14 protein-coding genes are annotated in these 15,834 nt (G+C 35.3%); 8 read left to right on the top strand and 6 right to left on the bottom strand.

Features of this window, described 5'->3' with window-relative positions; translation table 11 throughout:
• Nucleotides 1–10 precede the first annotated feature (10 nt).
• Nucleotides 11–1,054: a M42 family metallopeptidase gene (locus tag EDD71_RS07590; RefSeq protein WP_133628145.1), complete on the bottom strand. Its 1,044-nt coding sequence runs from the start codon at nt 1,052–1,054 to the stop codon at nt 11–13.
• A gap of 201 nt (nt 1,055–1,255) precedes the next feature.
• On the opposite strand from EDD71_RS07590, the gene EDD71_RS07585 reads away from it, so the two are divergent.
• Nucleotides 1,256–3,124 (top strand): LTA synthase family protein, encoded by a 1,869-nt coding sequence (locus EDD71_RS07585; RefSeq protein WP_133628144.1) that lies wholly within the window; start codon nt 1,256–1,258, stop codon nt 3,122–3,124.
• A gap of 52 nt (nt 3,125–3,176) precedes the next feature.
• On the opposite strand, the gene tyrS is transcribed toward EDD71_RS07585, so the two are convergent.
• The 3 genes from tyrS to EDD71_RS07570 all read right to left on the bottom strand — a co-directional run bounded on the left by tyrS (nt 3,177) and on the right by EDD71_RS07570 (nt 6,851).
• Nucleotides 3,177–4,394 carry a tyrosine--tRNA ligase gene (gene tyrS, locus EDD71_RS07580; RefSeq protein ID WP_133628143.1) on the bottom strand — a complete coding sequence of 406 codons (1,218 nt, stop codon included), beginning with the start codon at nt 4,392–4,394 and terminating at the stop codon, nt 3,177–3,179.
• A gap of 108 nt (nt 4,395–4,502) precedes the next feature.
• On the bottom strand, nt 4,503–5,669 hold the full coding sequence (locus EDD71_RS07575; protein WP_133628142.1) for a cation diffusion facilitator family transporter: 1,167 nt from the start codon (nt 5,667–5,669) through the stop codon (nt 4,503–4,505).
• Nucleotides 5,670–5,843: 174 nt separating this feature from the next.
• Nucleotides 5,844–6,851, bottom strand: coding sequence for a hypothetical protein (locus EDD71_RS07570; RefSeq protein ID WP_133628141.1), 1,008 nt, complete (start codon nt 6,849–6,851; stop codon nt 5,844–5,846).
• A 259-nt stretch (nt 6,852–7,110) separates the two neighbouring features.
• Here EDD71_RS07570 and EDD71_RS07565 point away from each other — a divergent pair, with 259 nt between their 5' ends.
• From EDD71_RS07565 to EDD71_RS07540, 6 genes are all read left to right on the top strand, one after another.
• Entirely contained in the window at nt 7,111–7,932 is an 822-nt protein-coding gene (locus EDD71_RS07565) for a GNAT family N-acetyltransferase (RefSeq protein ID WP_133628140.1), read from the top strand.
• 184 nt (nt 7,933–8,116) lie between these two features.
• Nucleotides 8,117–8,902: a patatin-like phospholipase family protein gene (locus tag EDD71_RS07560; protein WP_133628139.1), complete on the top strand. Its 786-nt coding sequence runs from the start codon at nt 8,117–8,119 to the stop codon at nt 8,900–8,902.
• 322 nt (nt 8,903–9,224) lie between these two features.
• On the top strand, nt 9,225–9,734 hold the full coding sequence (locus EDD71_RS07555) for a flavin reductase family protein (RefSeq protein ID WP_133628138.1): 510 nt from the start codon (nt 9,225–9,227) through the stop codon (nt 9,732–9,734).
• Between the two features lie 60 nt (nt 9,735–9,794).
• Nucleotides 9,795–10,472, top strand: coding sequence for a Bax inhibitor-1/YccA family protein (locus EDD71_RS07550; protein WP_133628137.1), 678 nt, complete (start codon nt 9,795–9,797; stop codon nt 10,470–10,472).
• 112 nt (nt 10,473–10,584) lie between these two features.
• A complete protein-coding gene (locus EDD71_RS07545) occupies nt 10,585–11,370 on the top strand; it encodes a ribonuclease H-like domain-containing protein (RefSeq protein ID WP_166636389.1) in 786 nt (261 codons plus the stop codon).
• A gap of 272 nt (nt 11,371–11,642) precedes the next feature.
• Nucleotides 11,643–12,776, top strand: a complete 1,134-nt coding sequence (locus tag EDD71_RS07540; protein ID WP_133628135.1) for a pyridoxal-phosphate-dependent aminotransferase family protein — start codon at nt 11,643–11,645, stop codon at nt 12,774–12,776.
• 30 nt (nt 12,777–12,806) lie between these two features.
• On the opposite strand, the gene EDD71_RS07535 is transcribed toward EDD71_RS07540, so the two are convergent.
• Nucleotides 12,807–13,382, bottom strand: a complete 576-nt coding sequence (locus EDD71_RS07535) for a nitroreductase family protein (protein ID WP_133628134.1) — start codon at nt 13,380–13,382, stop codon at nt 12,807–12,809.
• Between the two features lie 297 nt (nt 13,383–13,679).
• On the opposite strand from EDD71_RS07535, the gene EDD71_RS07530 reads away from it, so the two are divergent.
• The gene (locus EDD71_RS07530; RefSeq protein ID WP_133628133.1) at nt 13,680–15,164 is read left to right on the top strand and encodes a DUF445 family protein; all 1,485 of its coding nucleotides are present in this window, start codon (nt 13,680–13,682) and stop codon (nt 15,162–15,164) included.
• A gap of 140 nt (nt 15,165–15,304) precedes the next feature.
• Here EDD71_RS07530 and bcp read toward each other — a convergent pair whose 3' ends face one another.
• A complete protein-coding gene (gene bcp, locus EDD71_RS07525; protein WP_133628132.1) occupies nt 15,305–15,784 on the bottom strand; it encodes a thioredoxin-dependent thiol peroxidase in 480 nt (159 codons plus the stop codon).
• Nucleotides 15,785–15,834: the final 50 nt, after the last annotated feature.

Genomic DNA, 15,834 nt, shown 5'->3' with positions numbered 1-15,834 from the left:
TTTTTTTTTATTACTCCGATATTGAGTTTATGTATTCCATAATAAGCTTTGCTGTGTTTAAAACTCCATCCCTATGGGTTCTTTCATATCCGTGAGAAGCAAATACTCCGGGGCCAATAAGTCCTGTTTTAACATCATATCCTGCACGAAGGGCTGAACTGGAATCTGAGCCATAATTTGGATAAATATCTACTCTAAAACCTATGTTTTTTTCTCTGCATATGTTTACAAGCCTTTTCCTAAATTCATAGTCATAGGGACCTGAAGAATCCTTTGCACAAATACATACATCAAATTCAGTTGAATTCTGGCCTTCTCCTGGTGCTCCCATATCCACTGCCAGAAACTCAAAGGTGTTTTCAGGAATTGAAGCCGAGGCCCCATGGCCAACTTCTTCATAGGTACTGAAGAAAAAGTTAGTTTTATACTCAGGAGTTACGTTATTTTCAACCATATATTTAATAATGCCAAGGAGAATTCCAGCGCTTGCTTTATCATCAAGATGCCTTGATTTGATAAATCCACTTTTGGTAACCAAAGTTCTTGTATCAAAGAAGATAAAATCACCAACGCCAATTCCAAGCTTTTCAACATCTTCTTTTGAACTTACTTTTTCATCAAGAACTATTTCCATATTTTCAATCTTTCTGTCGATTTCCTTTGCGTCGCTGTGAATATGCACTGATGGCTTAATGGTAAGTATTGTGCCTGTGTATCTTTTTCCATCAATGGTTTCAATAGTACAGTTTTCACCCTCAACAGAGTTAAGCATGTAACCTCCTATTTGGGTGAAGTATATTCTGCCATTACTTTTTATGCCTTTAACCATTGCACCAAGGGTGTCAATGTGTGCTGAAATAGTTCTTTCTTTATCGTTGTTTTTGCCTTCAAAGGAAACTATAACAGCGCCTTTGTTTGTGACGCGGTAATTGGCGTTTAGTTCGTCTAAAATACACTTAATGTATTTTACAGCCTCATGTGTAAAACCGGTAGGGCTTGGAATGTTCGCAAGGTTAATAATTTGTTCAACCATATAATCAAGATATTTTTCCATATCAACACCTCCTATATTAAAGCTATCAAATGATTTTTTCTTTGTAAAGAACATCTGAAATTCCAGAGAAGGTTCACTATTTGTTATCATTATGTGAATAAACTTTTAACCTTTTATAAAACATAATTTAGTAGGTTTGACTGTTCTATCTGACAGTAATATACTACCATATGAAATAAAGATTCTAAGGAAGTGTTTAGTATGTATAGGAAAATTAAAGCCTTTTTAATGGAATTTGATGTATTGCTATTTATGGCAATAATATTTTTAAAGGTTATAAGTCTAAATTACTCGTTAAACCTAATGCAGAACGCCGATAAAACGCTCGTTGAGGGGATTATGGGTTCGGTATTTGTGGCAGGTGCTTTACTTTTACTTTTTAATGGTAAATCAAGGTATAAGGCGTTTATAATTCTGGATATATTAATAAGCCTGCTGGTATTAATAGATGTGGTTTATAACCGATATTTCATGGACGTTACATCGGTTGCATTAATTTACCAGGCTAAAATTACCGGAGAAGTTAAGGATAGTGTAAAGGCCCTTTTACATTTGGAAGATTTAAAATATATTATTGATATCATTATCTTTATTCCTCTGTATTTTATCTTAAGAAACAGGATTGGTGTGATAAAAACTTCCGGGTGGAAAAAAAGATTTGCTATGATGATGATCTTCATAGCTGCAGGGTATACGTTGTCATACAGCAGCGTTAAAGCACTGAATAGGGACCAGCCTGATATTTTGAAGACCATGTATGACAAAAAATATGTTGTAAGTAAAATAGGGGGCATTAATTTCCATATATATGATTTTTACAGGTATATTACGGATAGAGTATTAAATGCAGAAAAGCTGTCAGATAGTGATAAGCGGATGATTAAAGAATGGTTTAATAATAGAAATAGTGTAACAGCTAAAAATTACAGTGGTATGATGAAGGGTAAAAATCTGATTGTGGTTCAGCTTGAGGCCTTTCAGGGATTTGTACTTAATAGAAGTATAAATGGACAGGAAATAACCCCAAACCTTAATAAGCTTTCCAAAGAAAGTCTGGTATTTGATAATTATTTTTATCAGACAGCCTGGGGAGGAACTTCCGATGCAGAGTTTTTATCCAATGTATCCCTTCTTCCTGCCAGGGAAGGTTCCGTATATTATCAGTATGCCGGCAACACATATGATTCGTTGATATCAGAACTTAAGAATCAGGGATATTATACATCAGTAATGCATGCTAACAGGCCCGGTTTCTGGAATAGGGCTAATATGTACAAAAGCCTTGGATTTGATAGTTTTGTAAATGAAAACAACTATGTAAAGGATGATATTCAGGGCCTTGGGCTTAGCGATAAATCTTTCTTCAGGCAGTCCGTTGAAAAGATTAAGGAATATAAGCAGCCCTTTTATACCTTTATGATAACCCTGTCCAGCCATTTCCCATATAAGGATGAAAATAATAAAATCAAGGATATATTAAATGTAGGAGAATTTGAAGGAACAACAATGGGGGATTATTTAAAGGCTGTTAAATATACGGATGAAGCAATTGGAGAATTTGTTGATGCACTTAAGGCGTCAGGGCTGTGGAACAACTCAGTAGTGGTGTTCTATGGCGACCACTCTGCAATTCCCTTTGAAAAGCGCGATCAACTCGCAAAGCTGTTATATAATAAAGAGGATTTAACCCCACTGGAATGGTTTAATGCTCAGAAGGTGGTTATGATGATGCATTTTCCAGGAGAGGAGTTCAAGGGGCATAATTCAATGATTGCAGGACAAATGGACCTGTATCCAACCCTTGCAAACCTGTTTGGGGTAGACGCAAAATATGCCCTAGGGCGTGATCTGTTAAATTCAAACAGCGGCTTTTCAATGGTGAGGGAGGGAAACTGGATACATGACAACGTTGTATATTTAAAAAGCACCGATAAAGTATACGATATAAATACTGGAAAAGAACTAAACAAGAATGACTATATAAAGGATTTTGAACTGGTATACACGTATTTAAAATATTCTGATGCTGTAATAGAGCATAATTTAATTAAATACTTTGAGGGTAAATAGACGGATAGAGAATAAAAAACCTGCCAGATAATGATTATCTGGCAGGTTTTTTTTATTCGATTATTATCTTATGATAGTTTTTCTTGCCCTTTCTAACAAGCATCATACCTTCTTTAAAGAAGCTTTCCGTAACTTCAGTATCTATGTCGGTTATCTTCTCGTTATTTATATAAAGCCCGCCCTGCTGTATAAGCCTTCTTCCTTCGCTCTTTGAAGGTATGACATTTGCTTCAATTAAAACATCAAGTATTTTTGAACCTAAAAGGCCTGAAGGAATTGATGAGGTTGGAACGTTTTCTAAATTTCCTCCGCCTCCAAAAAGAGCTTCGGCGGCTTCAGCAGCTTTCTTTGCTTCAGTTTCTCCATGTACGAGTTTTGTTACTTCGTATGCAAGAACCTTTTTAGCCTCGTTTATCTCCTTATCCTTAAGAGCTCCAAGCCTTCTTACCTCATCCATTGGGAGGAAGGTTAGAAGGGCAAGGCATCTTTCAACATCCGAATCATCAACGTTTCTCCAGTATTGATAGAAGTCATAGGGAGATGTCTTTTCGGGATCAAGCCATACGGCACCCTTTTCCGTTTTGCCCATCTTCTTTCCTTCGCTGGTTGTAAGAAGGGTAAGGGTTAAGCCATATGCAGGTTTGCCTTCCTTTCTTCTTATGAGGTCAGCTCCTGCAAGTATATTCGACCACTGATCATTTCCTCCAATCTGAAGGACACAGCCATATCTCCTGTTAAGTTCAAGGAAATCGTATCCCTGCATGAGCATATAATTAAACTCAAGAAATGACAATCCCCTTTCGAGCCTTAGTTTAAAGCACTCAGCTGTGAGCATTCTGTTTACTGAAAAATGTACTCCAATATCCCTTAAAAAATCCACGTAATTAAGGTTTAACAGCCAGTCTGCGTTATTGACCATGATAGCCTTTCCATCTGAAAAGTCTATAAGTTTTTCCATTTGTTTTTTAAAGGACCTGGCGTTGTGTTCAATTTCTTCCCTTGTAAGCATTTTTCTCATATCAGTTTTGCCACTCGGGTCGCCAATCATAGCAGTTCCTCCGCCTATAAGGGCAATTGGCCTGTGTCCTGCCCTCTGCATGTGGGCCATAGCCATAAGTGTAACGAAGTGGCCTACGTGAAGGCTGTCTGCAGTAGGGTCAAAGCCTATATAAAAGGTTACCTTTTCCTTTTCTAGGAGTTCTTTAATTTCCTCTTCATGTGTAAATTGCTCAATGAAGCCCCTCTCCATCAATATATCAACAACTGACATATAAAAACCTCCCTGAAATTCATGGAATAATCACTTCGTTATATTTTACCAAACTCAGTTTAAATTTTCAAATTCATATTTTGGTTTTGCTAATGGTTTGCAGAATATTTAAATTTGCAGATAATCTCTGTCAAGTCCTATTATGGCATTGTAATCAGGATATTTTTCCTTTATTCTTCTTTTAATTGAATTAACATAATCCTTTTCCATTTCAGGTCTTATTTTGTTAGAAACTACAATGTCAAAGAGTATGTTTTTGTAGTTGTTTTGGCCAACAAATCTAAAATCATGAAAGGATATTACTTCAGGAAATTCCTTAAGTATTTCTTCAATTTCGCTGCGGGTTTTTTCAATTTCACCATCATCGGTATTAACAGGATCCATATGTATGATAAGAAGTATTCCGAGTTTTTTAGATATCTTGTTTTCTGCCTTATCTATTATCTCATGGGCTTCAAGAACAGGAATGCTTGAGGGTATTTCAGCATGAATAGTTGCGATATACTTTCCGGTTCCATAACTGTGAACAATTAGCTCATGCGTTCCGATTATTTCTTTATACTCTTTGAATGAGTCCAGTATCGCATTTATAAGCTCAGGATCGGGAGCTTCTCCAAGAAGTGGGCTTATGGTTTCCTTAACAAGATTGTATCCTGCGTATAATATAAATGCTGATACAACAAGTCCAATGTAACCATCTACAGGGAAGGTGGTAAACCTTGAAATCAAAAGGGAAGAAGCAACGGTTGAGGTTACAATGACATCGCTAAAGCTGTCAAAGGAGGAAGCATTAAGTGCTCCTGAGGAAATTTCCTTTGCAAGGCGCCTGTTAAAGGTTCCAAGCCATGCTTTGGCTATGATTGAAAGTAATAGAATGAGAAAGGAGACCAAATCAAATGATAGTCTAACGGGATTTACAATCCTGCCGTAGGAGCTTTTTATAAACTGAAAGCCAACCAGAAGCACCATGAAGGAAATTATAAGCCCTGCAATATATTCCCCCCTGCCATGTCCAAAGGGATGGTCCTTATCAGCAGGTTTATCTGCAATTTTAAAACCTATTATCGTTATTACAGATGAACCAACGTCAGATAGATTGTTAAAGGCATCTGCCGTTATGGCAATACTGTTTAAAATTATGCCTGTGAGAAGCTTTGATATGAATAAAAGTATATTAACAGTAATACCTACGATACCTCCAAGATAACCATAGGCCCTTCTTTTATTGTTTATATTTTTAGGTATAAAGGTTTTAATAATCCATGATGTTAACATATTATCACTCCTGAGGAAAGTTATTTCATATAAGTGGATTTTAACATATATTTTATACTGCAAAAAGTAAAATCGCTTTAAAATTAGTATTGCCATGTTGAAGGTAAAAACCTGCAGTTATTGATAAAAAAGCTTACATTCCTATAAGACATAGGTCTGTAAGCTTTAAAAAAACTATTGATTTTGATAATCTCCCAAAACTGAATCGGAGTTTTCTATAAGTTCCTGAAGACTCATGCTGTTTTCCTTTGTAAGCTTGGGTAATTCCACTGTAACATCCTTTCCAATACTCCATCTTTTTACAGTAAATTTTATAGATTCCTTTAATTTCCCTGCATCAGGGACATTAGCACTTAATATAAACTCATAATTTTCCTGAACAAGGTACGAATTTTTGTCAATATTCCCAGTGTACTTTGCATTTTCAATGACAACATCCTTAAGCACTGATTCAAACTCACTAACGGTATTGTCTATTTCTTTTTGAATATCAGCATCAGAAACATTTCCTTGAGGATTTTCCTCCTTAATTGATTCAACGATCATCTTCTTAAACTTTTCATCCTTTAACATGGCATCTAATAATCCTGTTATGAGCTTTTTAACATCTCCATCTGTTAGATTGAGTTCAAACTCTGTTGTGTCAACGTTCTCACCACCAATGGAAAGTTTTTTATCTCCAGTTTTTTTAATTTTATCTTTAGTTACTACGCTGTTCCATTGGTTTAAAAGTTTCCTTTGAAAATCATTTTGGACCTTTAATGCATTCCCTTCCTTTTCCTTATTGAGTTCTTTTATATCGATTACTAAATATTTTGGAAGCACCGGTAATTGTAAAATTAGCTTGTCCTCCTTAAAGAAGCCTTTAAAATTAAAGATTATTTCGCTTAGTCCTACATTCCCTTCAAAGGAACCTAATTTTTTGTCAGCATCGTATTTGCTTGTTATTGAACCTTTGATTGAGCTTCCATAAAGCTTAAGTATTTGCTGCTCGTCGGAGGGCAGGTTAAGACCAGATGAGTCCATTTTAAGTTCGAAATCAATGGATTGATTCATCTTCTGGGCTGAAGCTGTCTTTTGGATAGATTCGTTATACTGCCTAAAAATATTCTTTGAAAAACCAGCTAATGAAGATGCGAAAATGGCTAGAGCTAATAAAATTCCTAATAATTTTCTGTTCATTTCCAAACCTCCCTTATTTCAATTTACAATGTTTTGATTTGAAAGTAAATATAATAACACATTCGTGTTAGAAAAACTTTGGGATTATAGTTCTTTGAACATATATTGACATATTATCTAGCATATGGTAATATATATTTACAAAGTGAGTGTGCCTAAGGTAAACCGAGCGGCACAGGGGAAAACCTACACGCAGAAAACCCTGCGGAGTCACTTATAAGTGGCTTCGTGGGGTTGTTTATATTTTGGGGGGATTATTATGATGAGGATTTTAAATGATGATGATAGGGAAAAGGTTATGGAATATCTGGAGAGAAATCACATTGAAACTACTTTTTTGATTGGAAATGTAACTGAATTTGGCCTGGAAAATGATAATGAAAAGAGAAGATGCGGAGACTATTATGGTTATTTTGAAGATGGAAAGTTGAAGGGAGTACTTCCCTTTTATAATCTTGGAAGCTGTATACCCCACTATGAATCGGAGGGTGCAGTGGATGCCTTCTCAAAGATAATGAAGGAAAGGAGATTTGAGACTCTTCTAGGTATGGAGAGGATTGTAAAACCATTATATGAAAGAATAAAAGATTATAAGATAATTCATACCTGTTCAGATGACAGTTATTTTATAAATAAAAGATTCAAGCCCTTTTACGTCGAGGGGGCTGTTTTTAAAGACGCTTTAGACTACGATATAGACAAGGTAGTGGAGTTTATAATAACTGCTAACAAAAATGGCTTCGGAAGAGAAATGGACAGGGAAATGGCAATTAAGCAGTTGACGCAAAGAGGAAAGGAGGAAGATTTTATATTTTTAATAAAAAATGGAAGGATAGTTGCGCAGGCAAATATTCAGGCCTATACATCTAAAATAAACCAGATAGGTGGAGTATTTACCCTTGAGGAGGAAAGGAGTAAGGGCTACTGCAAGGCAATCGTTTCAGAACTGTGCAGAAGAATAGTTGCAAGGGGGAAGGTACCTACTCTCATGGTAAGGAAAAACAATACTCCGGCAGTGAGAGCGTATAAAGCATTGGGTTTTGATTTTTATGACGATTATTTAATAATAGAGTTTCTATAAATCATTACACTTGGGGGCAATAAAATGTACATTATATATAGAAGTTAATAATATATTTTCTATTGAAGCGATTGAAAAGGCTGAATTAATACAATAGACTAATTTTTCTTCCATTTAATACTGTGATGGGGTATAATTAAATAAGGAAATTTTCAATTTAGTTATACTGACGAGGTGAGGTAATGTGAGGCTTGGAATATGCCTTCCCGGTGGAGGAGCTAAAGGGGCATTTCAGGGTGGAGCATTGAAAAGGCTCTTGGAAAATGGAGTTAAACCTTATATTTTGACAGGTACGTCAATAGGAGCTGTTAATGCATATTTTATACTTAAAGATTCGACTAAAGAAATGGAATATATATGGCTTAACATGGATAGTACGAGATATCAAGGGAAGATAGATAAAGTAATAGATAATTCTAAATTGCTTGAGGAACTTTCAAGACTTAATGGACATAACGATTATCTGAAAAGCGTGTATATAAACTATGTTGAAGTGAATGGCCGCAGGTTGACTGAGAAAGTAGTCGATATTAAAAACATGGATAAGGAAGATGCTTTAAGGTTTGTTGGATACAGTTCCCTCCTTCCCTTAAGGGTTCCTGAAGGAGAAAATTATGGGAAAGAAGCTGTGACTATGAAGTTTGATAGCCAGAGGGTGTTTCAATATTTTAAAGAGGATGTTGAAAATGGCGTATATGACGGCTATAGACTAGATGGAGGTATTTTAAACAATAATTTGGTTTCACCCTTTATAGATGACAGAGTAAACAAAATAGTCATAATAGCACTTAAAGATGGATATGAGGTTCCTGAATACATATATGATTACTATTCAAAGGATGATATCATAGTTATTGAGCCTGACAGGCATGTTGAGCCAGGGGAGACTTTAATGTTTGAAAGGAAATACTGCAAGGACATGTTTGAAAGAGGATACAGACTTGCAGGTGAAATATTAAATATGTTATAAAGGGCTATCGTGAGGTAGCCCTTTGTTTTAGGTATAAAGCAGGCTTCAAAGGGGTTTGGTTTTTTAAATTCCAAGCCTTAGAACTTCTTTGCCAAGCGCACTGGTGAATGAAATATATTTTTTATCGCAGCGTCGGTCTATAGATATTATCTACCTTTATTCCAATGGACTTTTCAGAGTAGCACAACGAGTTAAGTTAATAAATATTTGATGCAGTACATATGATAAAGATAAATAATATTTTGTTAATTTTTAGCATGGTGAATTATTAAGTTTAATTTATGTAGTATAATTAATATAATGATACTTTTGGAGGTGGGTTATGTATAAGGAAATAAATTTCACTGAACTTTCAAAGGAACTTTTAGAACAGCTTCAAAAGGGGGCATTTTTAACGGTTAAAGAGGGTGACAGGGTAAATACCATGACAATAGCATGGGGAGCACTCGGGTATATGTGGAACAGACCGGTATTTATATCTATGGTAAGGTATTCAAGATATACTTATGATTTGATTGATAAGGCCCTTGATTACACCGTAAGTTTTCCACTTAGCGGACAGCTTAAGAAGGAGCTTGGAATATGCGGTACAAAATCAGGAAGGGATATCGATAAATTTAAGGAGTGCGGTCTTTCGCTTAAGGAAGGTGAAAACGTTAATTCACCTGTTATAGAGGATTGTGACCTACATATAGAATGCAAAATAGTTTACAAGCAGCCAATGGATGAAAGTGCTCTTGAACAAAGTATCAAGGATAAATGCTACTCGAAAGGGGATTATCATGTTCTTTACTTTGGGGAAATAGTAAAGGCATATGTAAAGGGGAAGTAGGGTTGAAAATCCTTAAAAACAGTACTATAATTAAGTAAAAATTGTAAGGAGGTAGGATTTATGGAGAGGGTATATGAAAGAAGCAGGACCGATTTCATATCAAAGGTCATGACTCACATGGGAGTAGGGCTTCTTATAACATTTTTAACTGCATATCTGACTGCATCAAACTATTATTTGGCTATAGGTATAGCAGGTTCACCACTCATGTTTGTTCTTGCCCTTATGGAAATCGGGCTTGTTATATATCTAACCAACAGAATAGACAAAATGAGCCTTTCAGGCGCAAGGCTTGGCTTTTATGTTTATGCTGTGCTAAACGGCTTAACACTAAGCGTTATTTTCCTTGCATATGATCTGCCAAACATTTATTCAGCCTTCATCACGGCTGCTGTGATGTTTCTTGGAGCAGGTTTTATAGGGATATCAATTAAAAAGGACCTGTCAGCCTTTGGACATTTCCTTATGCTTATGCTCATAGGAATAATCGCAGCAAGCGTTATTAATATATTTGTAGGAAGTGCAGGTTTAGACTATATGATATCCCTTGTTGGAGTTCTTTTATTCAGCGCCCTTACAGCCTATGATATGCAGAAAATCAAGAGTGTACATTATAATGTATATTACTTTGATGGGGAGGCTGCTGGAAAATACTCTATCATAGGGGCTCTACAGCTCTATCTTGATTTTATAAATCTGTTTCTATACCTTTTAAAGTTATTTGCAAAGAAGGACTAAAAAATTAAGGCTTATTATAAGCCTTAATTTTTTATAAAATTTTACTACTGTTTTTACCTCCTCTTTTTTTTGCTGTATAATATAATTAGCAAAAAAGGCAGGAGGTATTGTTTTGGATCATATAAAGAAAGTCTATGATAAAAAAATATGTATTCCCGATAATCTGAAACCTCACATAGAAAACAGGAAAATTATCTATTTTGATATTGAAACAACGGGGTTAAATCCTGAATTTTCAAAAATCATACTTTTGGGTGCATCCTATGTAGAGAATAACAAATATATAGTTGAACAGTTTTTTGCAGATAGACTAGATGAAGAGGAATTGATATTAAAGGATTTCATAAAGGTATTAGAAAGATTTGACATGGTTGTTACGTATAATGGTAAGAATTTCGACGTACCATTTGTGAATAAAAGAATTGAAAAGTATTCAATCGGATATTCCATAATGCATGAACATCTTGACTTAATTTGCCATATAAGGCCCAATAAGCAAATTTTAGGACTTACAAGCTGCAGCCTTAAAAGTGTTGAAAAATACCTTAATATCAGAAGGAATGATACGATAGATGGAGGGGAAAGCATAAATCTATACTATCAATATCTTAGAACAGGAGACAGTACCATTAAGGAAAAAATACTCCTCCATAATTTTGAAGATGTCTATAACCTTCCGGATATCGTTAAGGTGTTTAATAATATTGAATACAGAGACTACAACAGGAAGATAACTCCAAAACAAAGGGCATTTTTGTCATACCTTATAAGGAAACATAAGTATTTGTTAAAAAGGGATATAGATTTATTGACCAAAGAAGAAGCATCGAAACTCATAGATTTTATTTTGAACGGCAAGGACTGTGATCATGAGGTTTATCTTGAAAAGATGCAGTAAATGAATAAACCTGTGTCATTATTTCGCAGGTTTATTTTTATTAACCTGATTGTTTTATGCAGTTATACTGTTTTTGTTAATGCGTTGAAATACAAATATTCAAGATTAGTTAAGAGGGGAATAATGGAAAGATTAGAAAACTCACAGAGCAGTGAAAGAAAGTTTAATTAGCAATTCTATGTAAGTTCGATGTAGAAAAAATGAAATTAAGGAGTTATAATAATAAAAATTAAATGTATTATATAATGTATCGAAACAATGGAGGTGCTGATATGAAGATACCATATGTCATGACTCCCGGACCTACCCAAGTTAGGGAAAATGTAAGAATGGCAAGAGCAATGGAAACAACGAATCCCGATCTAGACCTTCAGTTTTATGATTATTACCGCGATACCTGTGAGAGGATAGGGAAATTTCTTAAAACAAAGAATGAAGTGAGAATATTAAGTGGAGAGGGAATACTCGGACTCGAGGCTGCATGTGCATCCCTTACGGAAGTGGGCGACAGAGTGTTGGTCATTGATAATGGAATATTTGGAGAAGGTTTTGCTGATTTAGTTAAAATATATGGAGGAGAACCTATATTCTTTAAAGGAGACAGGCAAAAGGAAATAGACGTGGATGAACTTAGAAGGTTTTTAGAAAAGGACAGCAACTTTAAATATGCTACTGTTGTGCACTGCGATACGCCTTCCGGAGTTTTAAATGATGTGAGCAAAATATGTCCATTGCTAAAGGAAAAGGGCATAATAACTGTAGTAGATAGTGTATCTGCAATGGGAGGAGAGGAGTTAAGGGTTGATGAGTGGAAAATAGATATTGTACTTGGAGGTTCTCAAAAGGTCGTTTCAGCTCCTCCTGGACTTACCTTCCTGAGCATCAGCGAAGATGCCTTTAAAACAATGGAAAGTAGAAGAACGCCAATTGCATCCTTTTACTGTAATCTTCTTATATGGAAGGACTACTACAAAAATAAGTGGTTTCCTTATACTCCTCCTGTAAGTGATATAATGGGTCTTAGGGCAGCTGTAGACAATCTTTTGGAGGATGAAGATATATTAGACAGGCATAAAAGAATAGGAAAAGCTGTAAGAAGAGCAGTTGAGAAAGCCGGTCTTAGTCTGTACGTAAAGCAGGGATACTCAAATACCGTAACAGTAATTGAAGTTCCGAAGGGCATAGACGATAAAAAACTTAGAAATTATATGCTTGATAAATATAATGTGCTTATTTCCGGTTCCTTCGGTTATCTTGAGGGAAAGGTTATAAGAATAGGGCATATGGGGGAAAATGCCAGAATAGATAGGGTAAGCTATACTCTCTTTGCCCTTCAGAGGGCTCTTGAACACTTTGGATACATATTAAAGTGTGATATCGTTAATGAATTTCTAAAAGAACAATAAAAAGTTCCAGTGAATCTGGAACTTTTTTATCTATTTTATGTAGTTTATGACACTGCTTTTTCTTTCAAGGGCGGTTGGATTTTTCGATAGACTTGAATAACCCAGTGTAACGGCAAACAAAGGAGTGTATCCTTCAGGTATGTTTAAATTAAGCCTTTTAACTTCTTCTTCCCTCTCAAACAGAAAACTTGTAAGCCCAATCCAGCATGATGCTATACCTATACTGTGTGCAGCAAGAAGCATATTTTGTATTGCAGCACTGCAGTCAGCTATAGGAGAATAGGGAAGTTCAGGGTTTGGATTCGATACACCTGATACGATAATTACTGTCGGTGCATTATGTAAAAGATGATATTTTTCGCTGCTTCCCATCTTGGCGATCCAATCGGTGGAAGCGTTGACCATGAGTTCCTTTGTCCTCTGGCTTATGTAATCGATAAGCTCTTTGTTTTGAATAACTGTAAAGTGCCAGGGCTGGTCGTTATGTCCGCTTGGAGCATATATGGCGGCTTCAAGTATCAGGTTCAGCTCCTCATCCTTGATTTGTTCTGGAAGATATCTTCTTATACTTCTTCGGCTTTTGATTGTTTCAATTATCTGATTCATGGCTAACCTCCTTAATTGTTGCTATAATATATTATACAATTATTATTTATTATGTATAGTATAAATTAACCTATTGTGCTAATTTTTCCCCCAAAATACGCTGCGGTAAGAATATATTCCATTCACTAACACGGTTGTGCAAGGATGTAGTGGAAGAACTTCCAATTGCTCGGCAGAAATAAGTAAAATTAGGTAATAGTACTAACCATAAGATGTAAGACATAAATTTTGCATTGTAAAAAGCTGACTGGCCAGTATAATTTAGTGGAGAAAATTTAATCGTAAGAGGTGAAGTAAATGAAGTATGTGATACCGATTATTGTTGGCGCTGTAATAGGCTACATAACTAATTGGCTTGCAATTAAAATGCTGTTTAGGCCCCACTATGAAAAAAGGTTTTTTGGAATAAAGATCCCATTTACTCCAGGGCTAATTCCAAAGGAGAGGGATAGAATAGCAAAAAGCATAGGGGATACCATAGGTACACACCTTTTAACTTCAGATATGCTTGTTGAAGCACTATGTAGTGATAAGGTAAAAAAGCATGTAGGATCATGGTTAAAAGACAGGATTCTGAGAGTGAAGGAAAGCAGGATCACTTTAGGGCAGTGGCTTAACAAAGTAAATGTCGACATAGCTGATACTTTGCAGGTAAAGATTGAGAAAACCCTTGCAAAGATCATCATTGAGCAGTTACGCAGGGAGGAGCTCAAGGAGGTTGCCCTTGATATTCTGGATAGAGAGGTATTTGAAGGAAGTGAAAATATTCATGAAATAAAGCTGTATAACTTATTAAAGAAAAAAATTCAGCAAGTTATTTATAATCTACTGAACTCTGCAGATTTTAAAGATGAAATAGGTATTTTCCTTCAAAAAAAATTTAGTGAATTTAAAAATGATACCAGGCCATTAGTCGAAGTAGTACCCAAAACATGGGTTGATTCTTTAAAAATATACTTATACAACAACAGCGAAGAGATAGCAAAGTTTATCAAGGATTCACTTGAGAATGAGAATGTCAGGGATAGGATTAAATCTGCTGTGTTTAAAGTTGTTGAAGATAACCTGGGTAAACTTGTTACAATGTTTATAAGCCCTGAGGTTATAGGAAGAAAGGTTATAGATGCAATTGAAAGATATATGGATAATCCTCAAAATCAGAGTAACATTGTTTTTATAATTATTAACTTCATTGATAGGATTATGTCAAAAAGCGTATCGGAAATATTATCAGGCATATCTTCCGATGCTGGAAGGAATGGTTCGGCTGAGATTGCTGAAATGATGGCAGATTATTTAAGAAATCCCGAAAATACTAATGCAGTGTTTGATTTAATTGAAAACAAAATAATATCGACACAGGGCGGCTTTAGAAATGTATTTATGGATAATGCCGGCAAGTTTATAATGGATGTGGTCGGTTCTGAAAAATTCGAAAAAGTTGTATATAGTTTTGTGCATAATACGATAATTGAGAACCTGATAAATAAACCACTGTATTTAATTATGGAGGTAGTAGACATTTCTTCGATGGATGTTATAATAAAATACTTCGAAGATGTTTATGAAGGGCTTGTTAGAAGCAATGCACATCAAGTTGTAGAGTTAATTGACATTTCATCAATAGTTGAAAAAAGAATAAACAGCTTTGATGTTGCCTTTGCAGAAAAAATCATACTTGATGTTGCAAGCAGGGAATTGAGTGCAATCACGTGGCTTGGTGCACTTTTGGGAGGAATAATGGGTATATTGTCCCCCCTGCTGCAGAGCCTGTACAATTAAAATTTTTAAAATTTGTATTAATAAATTTACTTGGAATAGGCCTATTTTAGAAGTCAAAGCAGCATCAGCAACACAAATTTTATAATAAAACCAAGGAACAAATGTCCTTAAGCTTTAGTGGGCATTTGTTCCTTGCAGGATTATTTATTGTTGGACTTTAGAGCGTCAAATATGCTTTCAATATGTCCATCAACTCTTACTTTTCTAAAGATCTTTTCAATGTATCCCTCTTCATTTATTATGAATGTACTTCTTTCGATTCCCATAACCTTCCTACCATACATATTCTTTTCTTTGAGTACCCCGTACAGACTGCATACTACTTCTTCAGTATCGGATAGAAGTACAAAGGGAATTTCATATTTTTCAATAAATTTTTTGTGGGAGATTATAGAATCGCGGCTAACACCAAGAACGACTGCATTTAATTTTTCTAACTCCTTCATATTGTCACGGAAGGAAACTGCCTCATTAATTCACCCAGGGGTGTTATCCTTGGGGTAAAAATAAAGTAAAACTTTCTTTCCTAAATAATCGCTTAACCTGTGTTCCCTGTCGTCGGAACCAGGAAGAGTGAAATCAGGGGCCTTTGAACCTTCCTTAAGTTTAATATTTTCCATAGTAACCATCACCCTTCATTAATTATTTAAAAATAATAATTATCAACAAA

It is taken from the genome of Fonticella tunisiensis (assembly GCF_004364155.1).
GTDB lineage: Bacteria > Bacillota > Clostridia > Clostridiales > Caloramatoraceae > Fonticella > Fonticella tunisiensis.
The sequence above is the reverse complement of the archived record's forward strand: the minus strand, read 5'-3'. Positions and strand labels throughout refer to the sequence as shown.

What these genes read in the sequence shown, in the direction of transcription:
- EDD71_RS07590 (WP_133628145.1), bottom strand. Translation starts at nt 1,054, where the DNA reads ATGGAAAAATATCTTGATTATATGGTTGAACAAATTATTAACCTTGCG.
- EDD71_RS07585 (WP_133628144.1), top strand. Translation starts at nt 1,256, where the DNA reads ATGTATAGGAAAATTAAAGCCTTTTTAATGGAATTTGATGTATTGCTA.
- tyrS (WP_133628143.1), bottom strand. Translation starts at nt 4,394, where the DNA reads ATGTCAGTTGTTGATATATTGATGGAGAGGGGCTTCATTGAGCAATTT.
- EDD71_RS07575 (WP_133628142.1), bottom strand. Translation starts at nt 5,669, where the DNA reads ATGTTAACATCATGGATTATTAAAACCTTTATACCTAAAAATATAAAC.
- EDD71_RS07570 (WP_133628141.1), bottom strand. Translation starts at nt 6,851, where the DNA reads ATGAACAGAAAATTATTAGGAATTTTATTAGCTCTAGCCATTTTCGCA.
- EDD71_RS07565 (WP_133628140.1), top strand. Translation starts at nt 7,111, where the DNA reads ATGATGAGGATTTTAAATGATGATGATAGGGAAAAGGTTATGGAATAT.
- EDD71_RS07555 (WP_133628138.1), top strand. Translation starts at nt 9,225, where the DNA reads ATGTATAAGGAAATAAATTTCACTGAACTTTCAAAGGAACTTTTAGAA.
- EDD71_RS07550 (WP_133628137.1), top strand. Translation starts at nt 9,795, where the DNA reads ATGGAGAGGGTATATGAAAGAAGCAGGACCGATTTCATATCAAAGGTC.
- EDD71_RS07540 (WP_133628135.1), top strand. Translation starts at nt 11,643, where the DNA reads ATGAAGATACCATATGTCATGACTCCCGGACCTACCCAAGTTAGGGAA.
- EDD71_RS07535 (WP_133628134.1), bottom strand. Translation starts at nt 13,382, where the DNA reads ATGAATCAGATAATTGAAACAATCAAAAGCCGAAGAAGTATAAGAAGA.
- EDD71_RS07530 (WP_133628133.1), top strand. Translation starts at nt 13,680, where the DNA reads ATGAAGTATGTGATACCGATTATTGTTGGCGCTGTAATAGGCTACATA.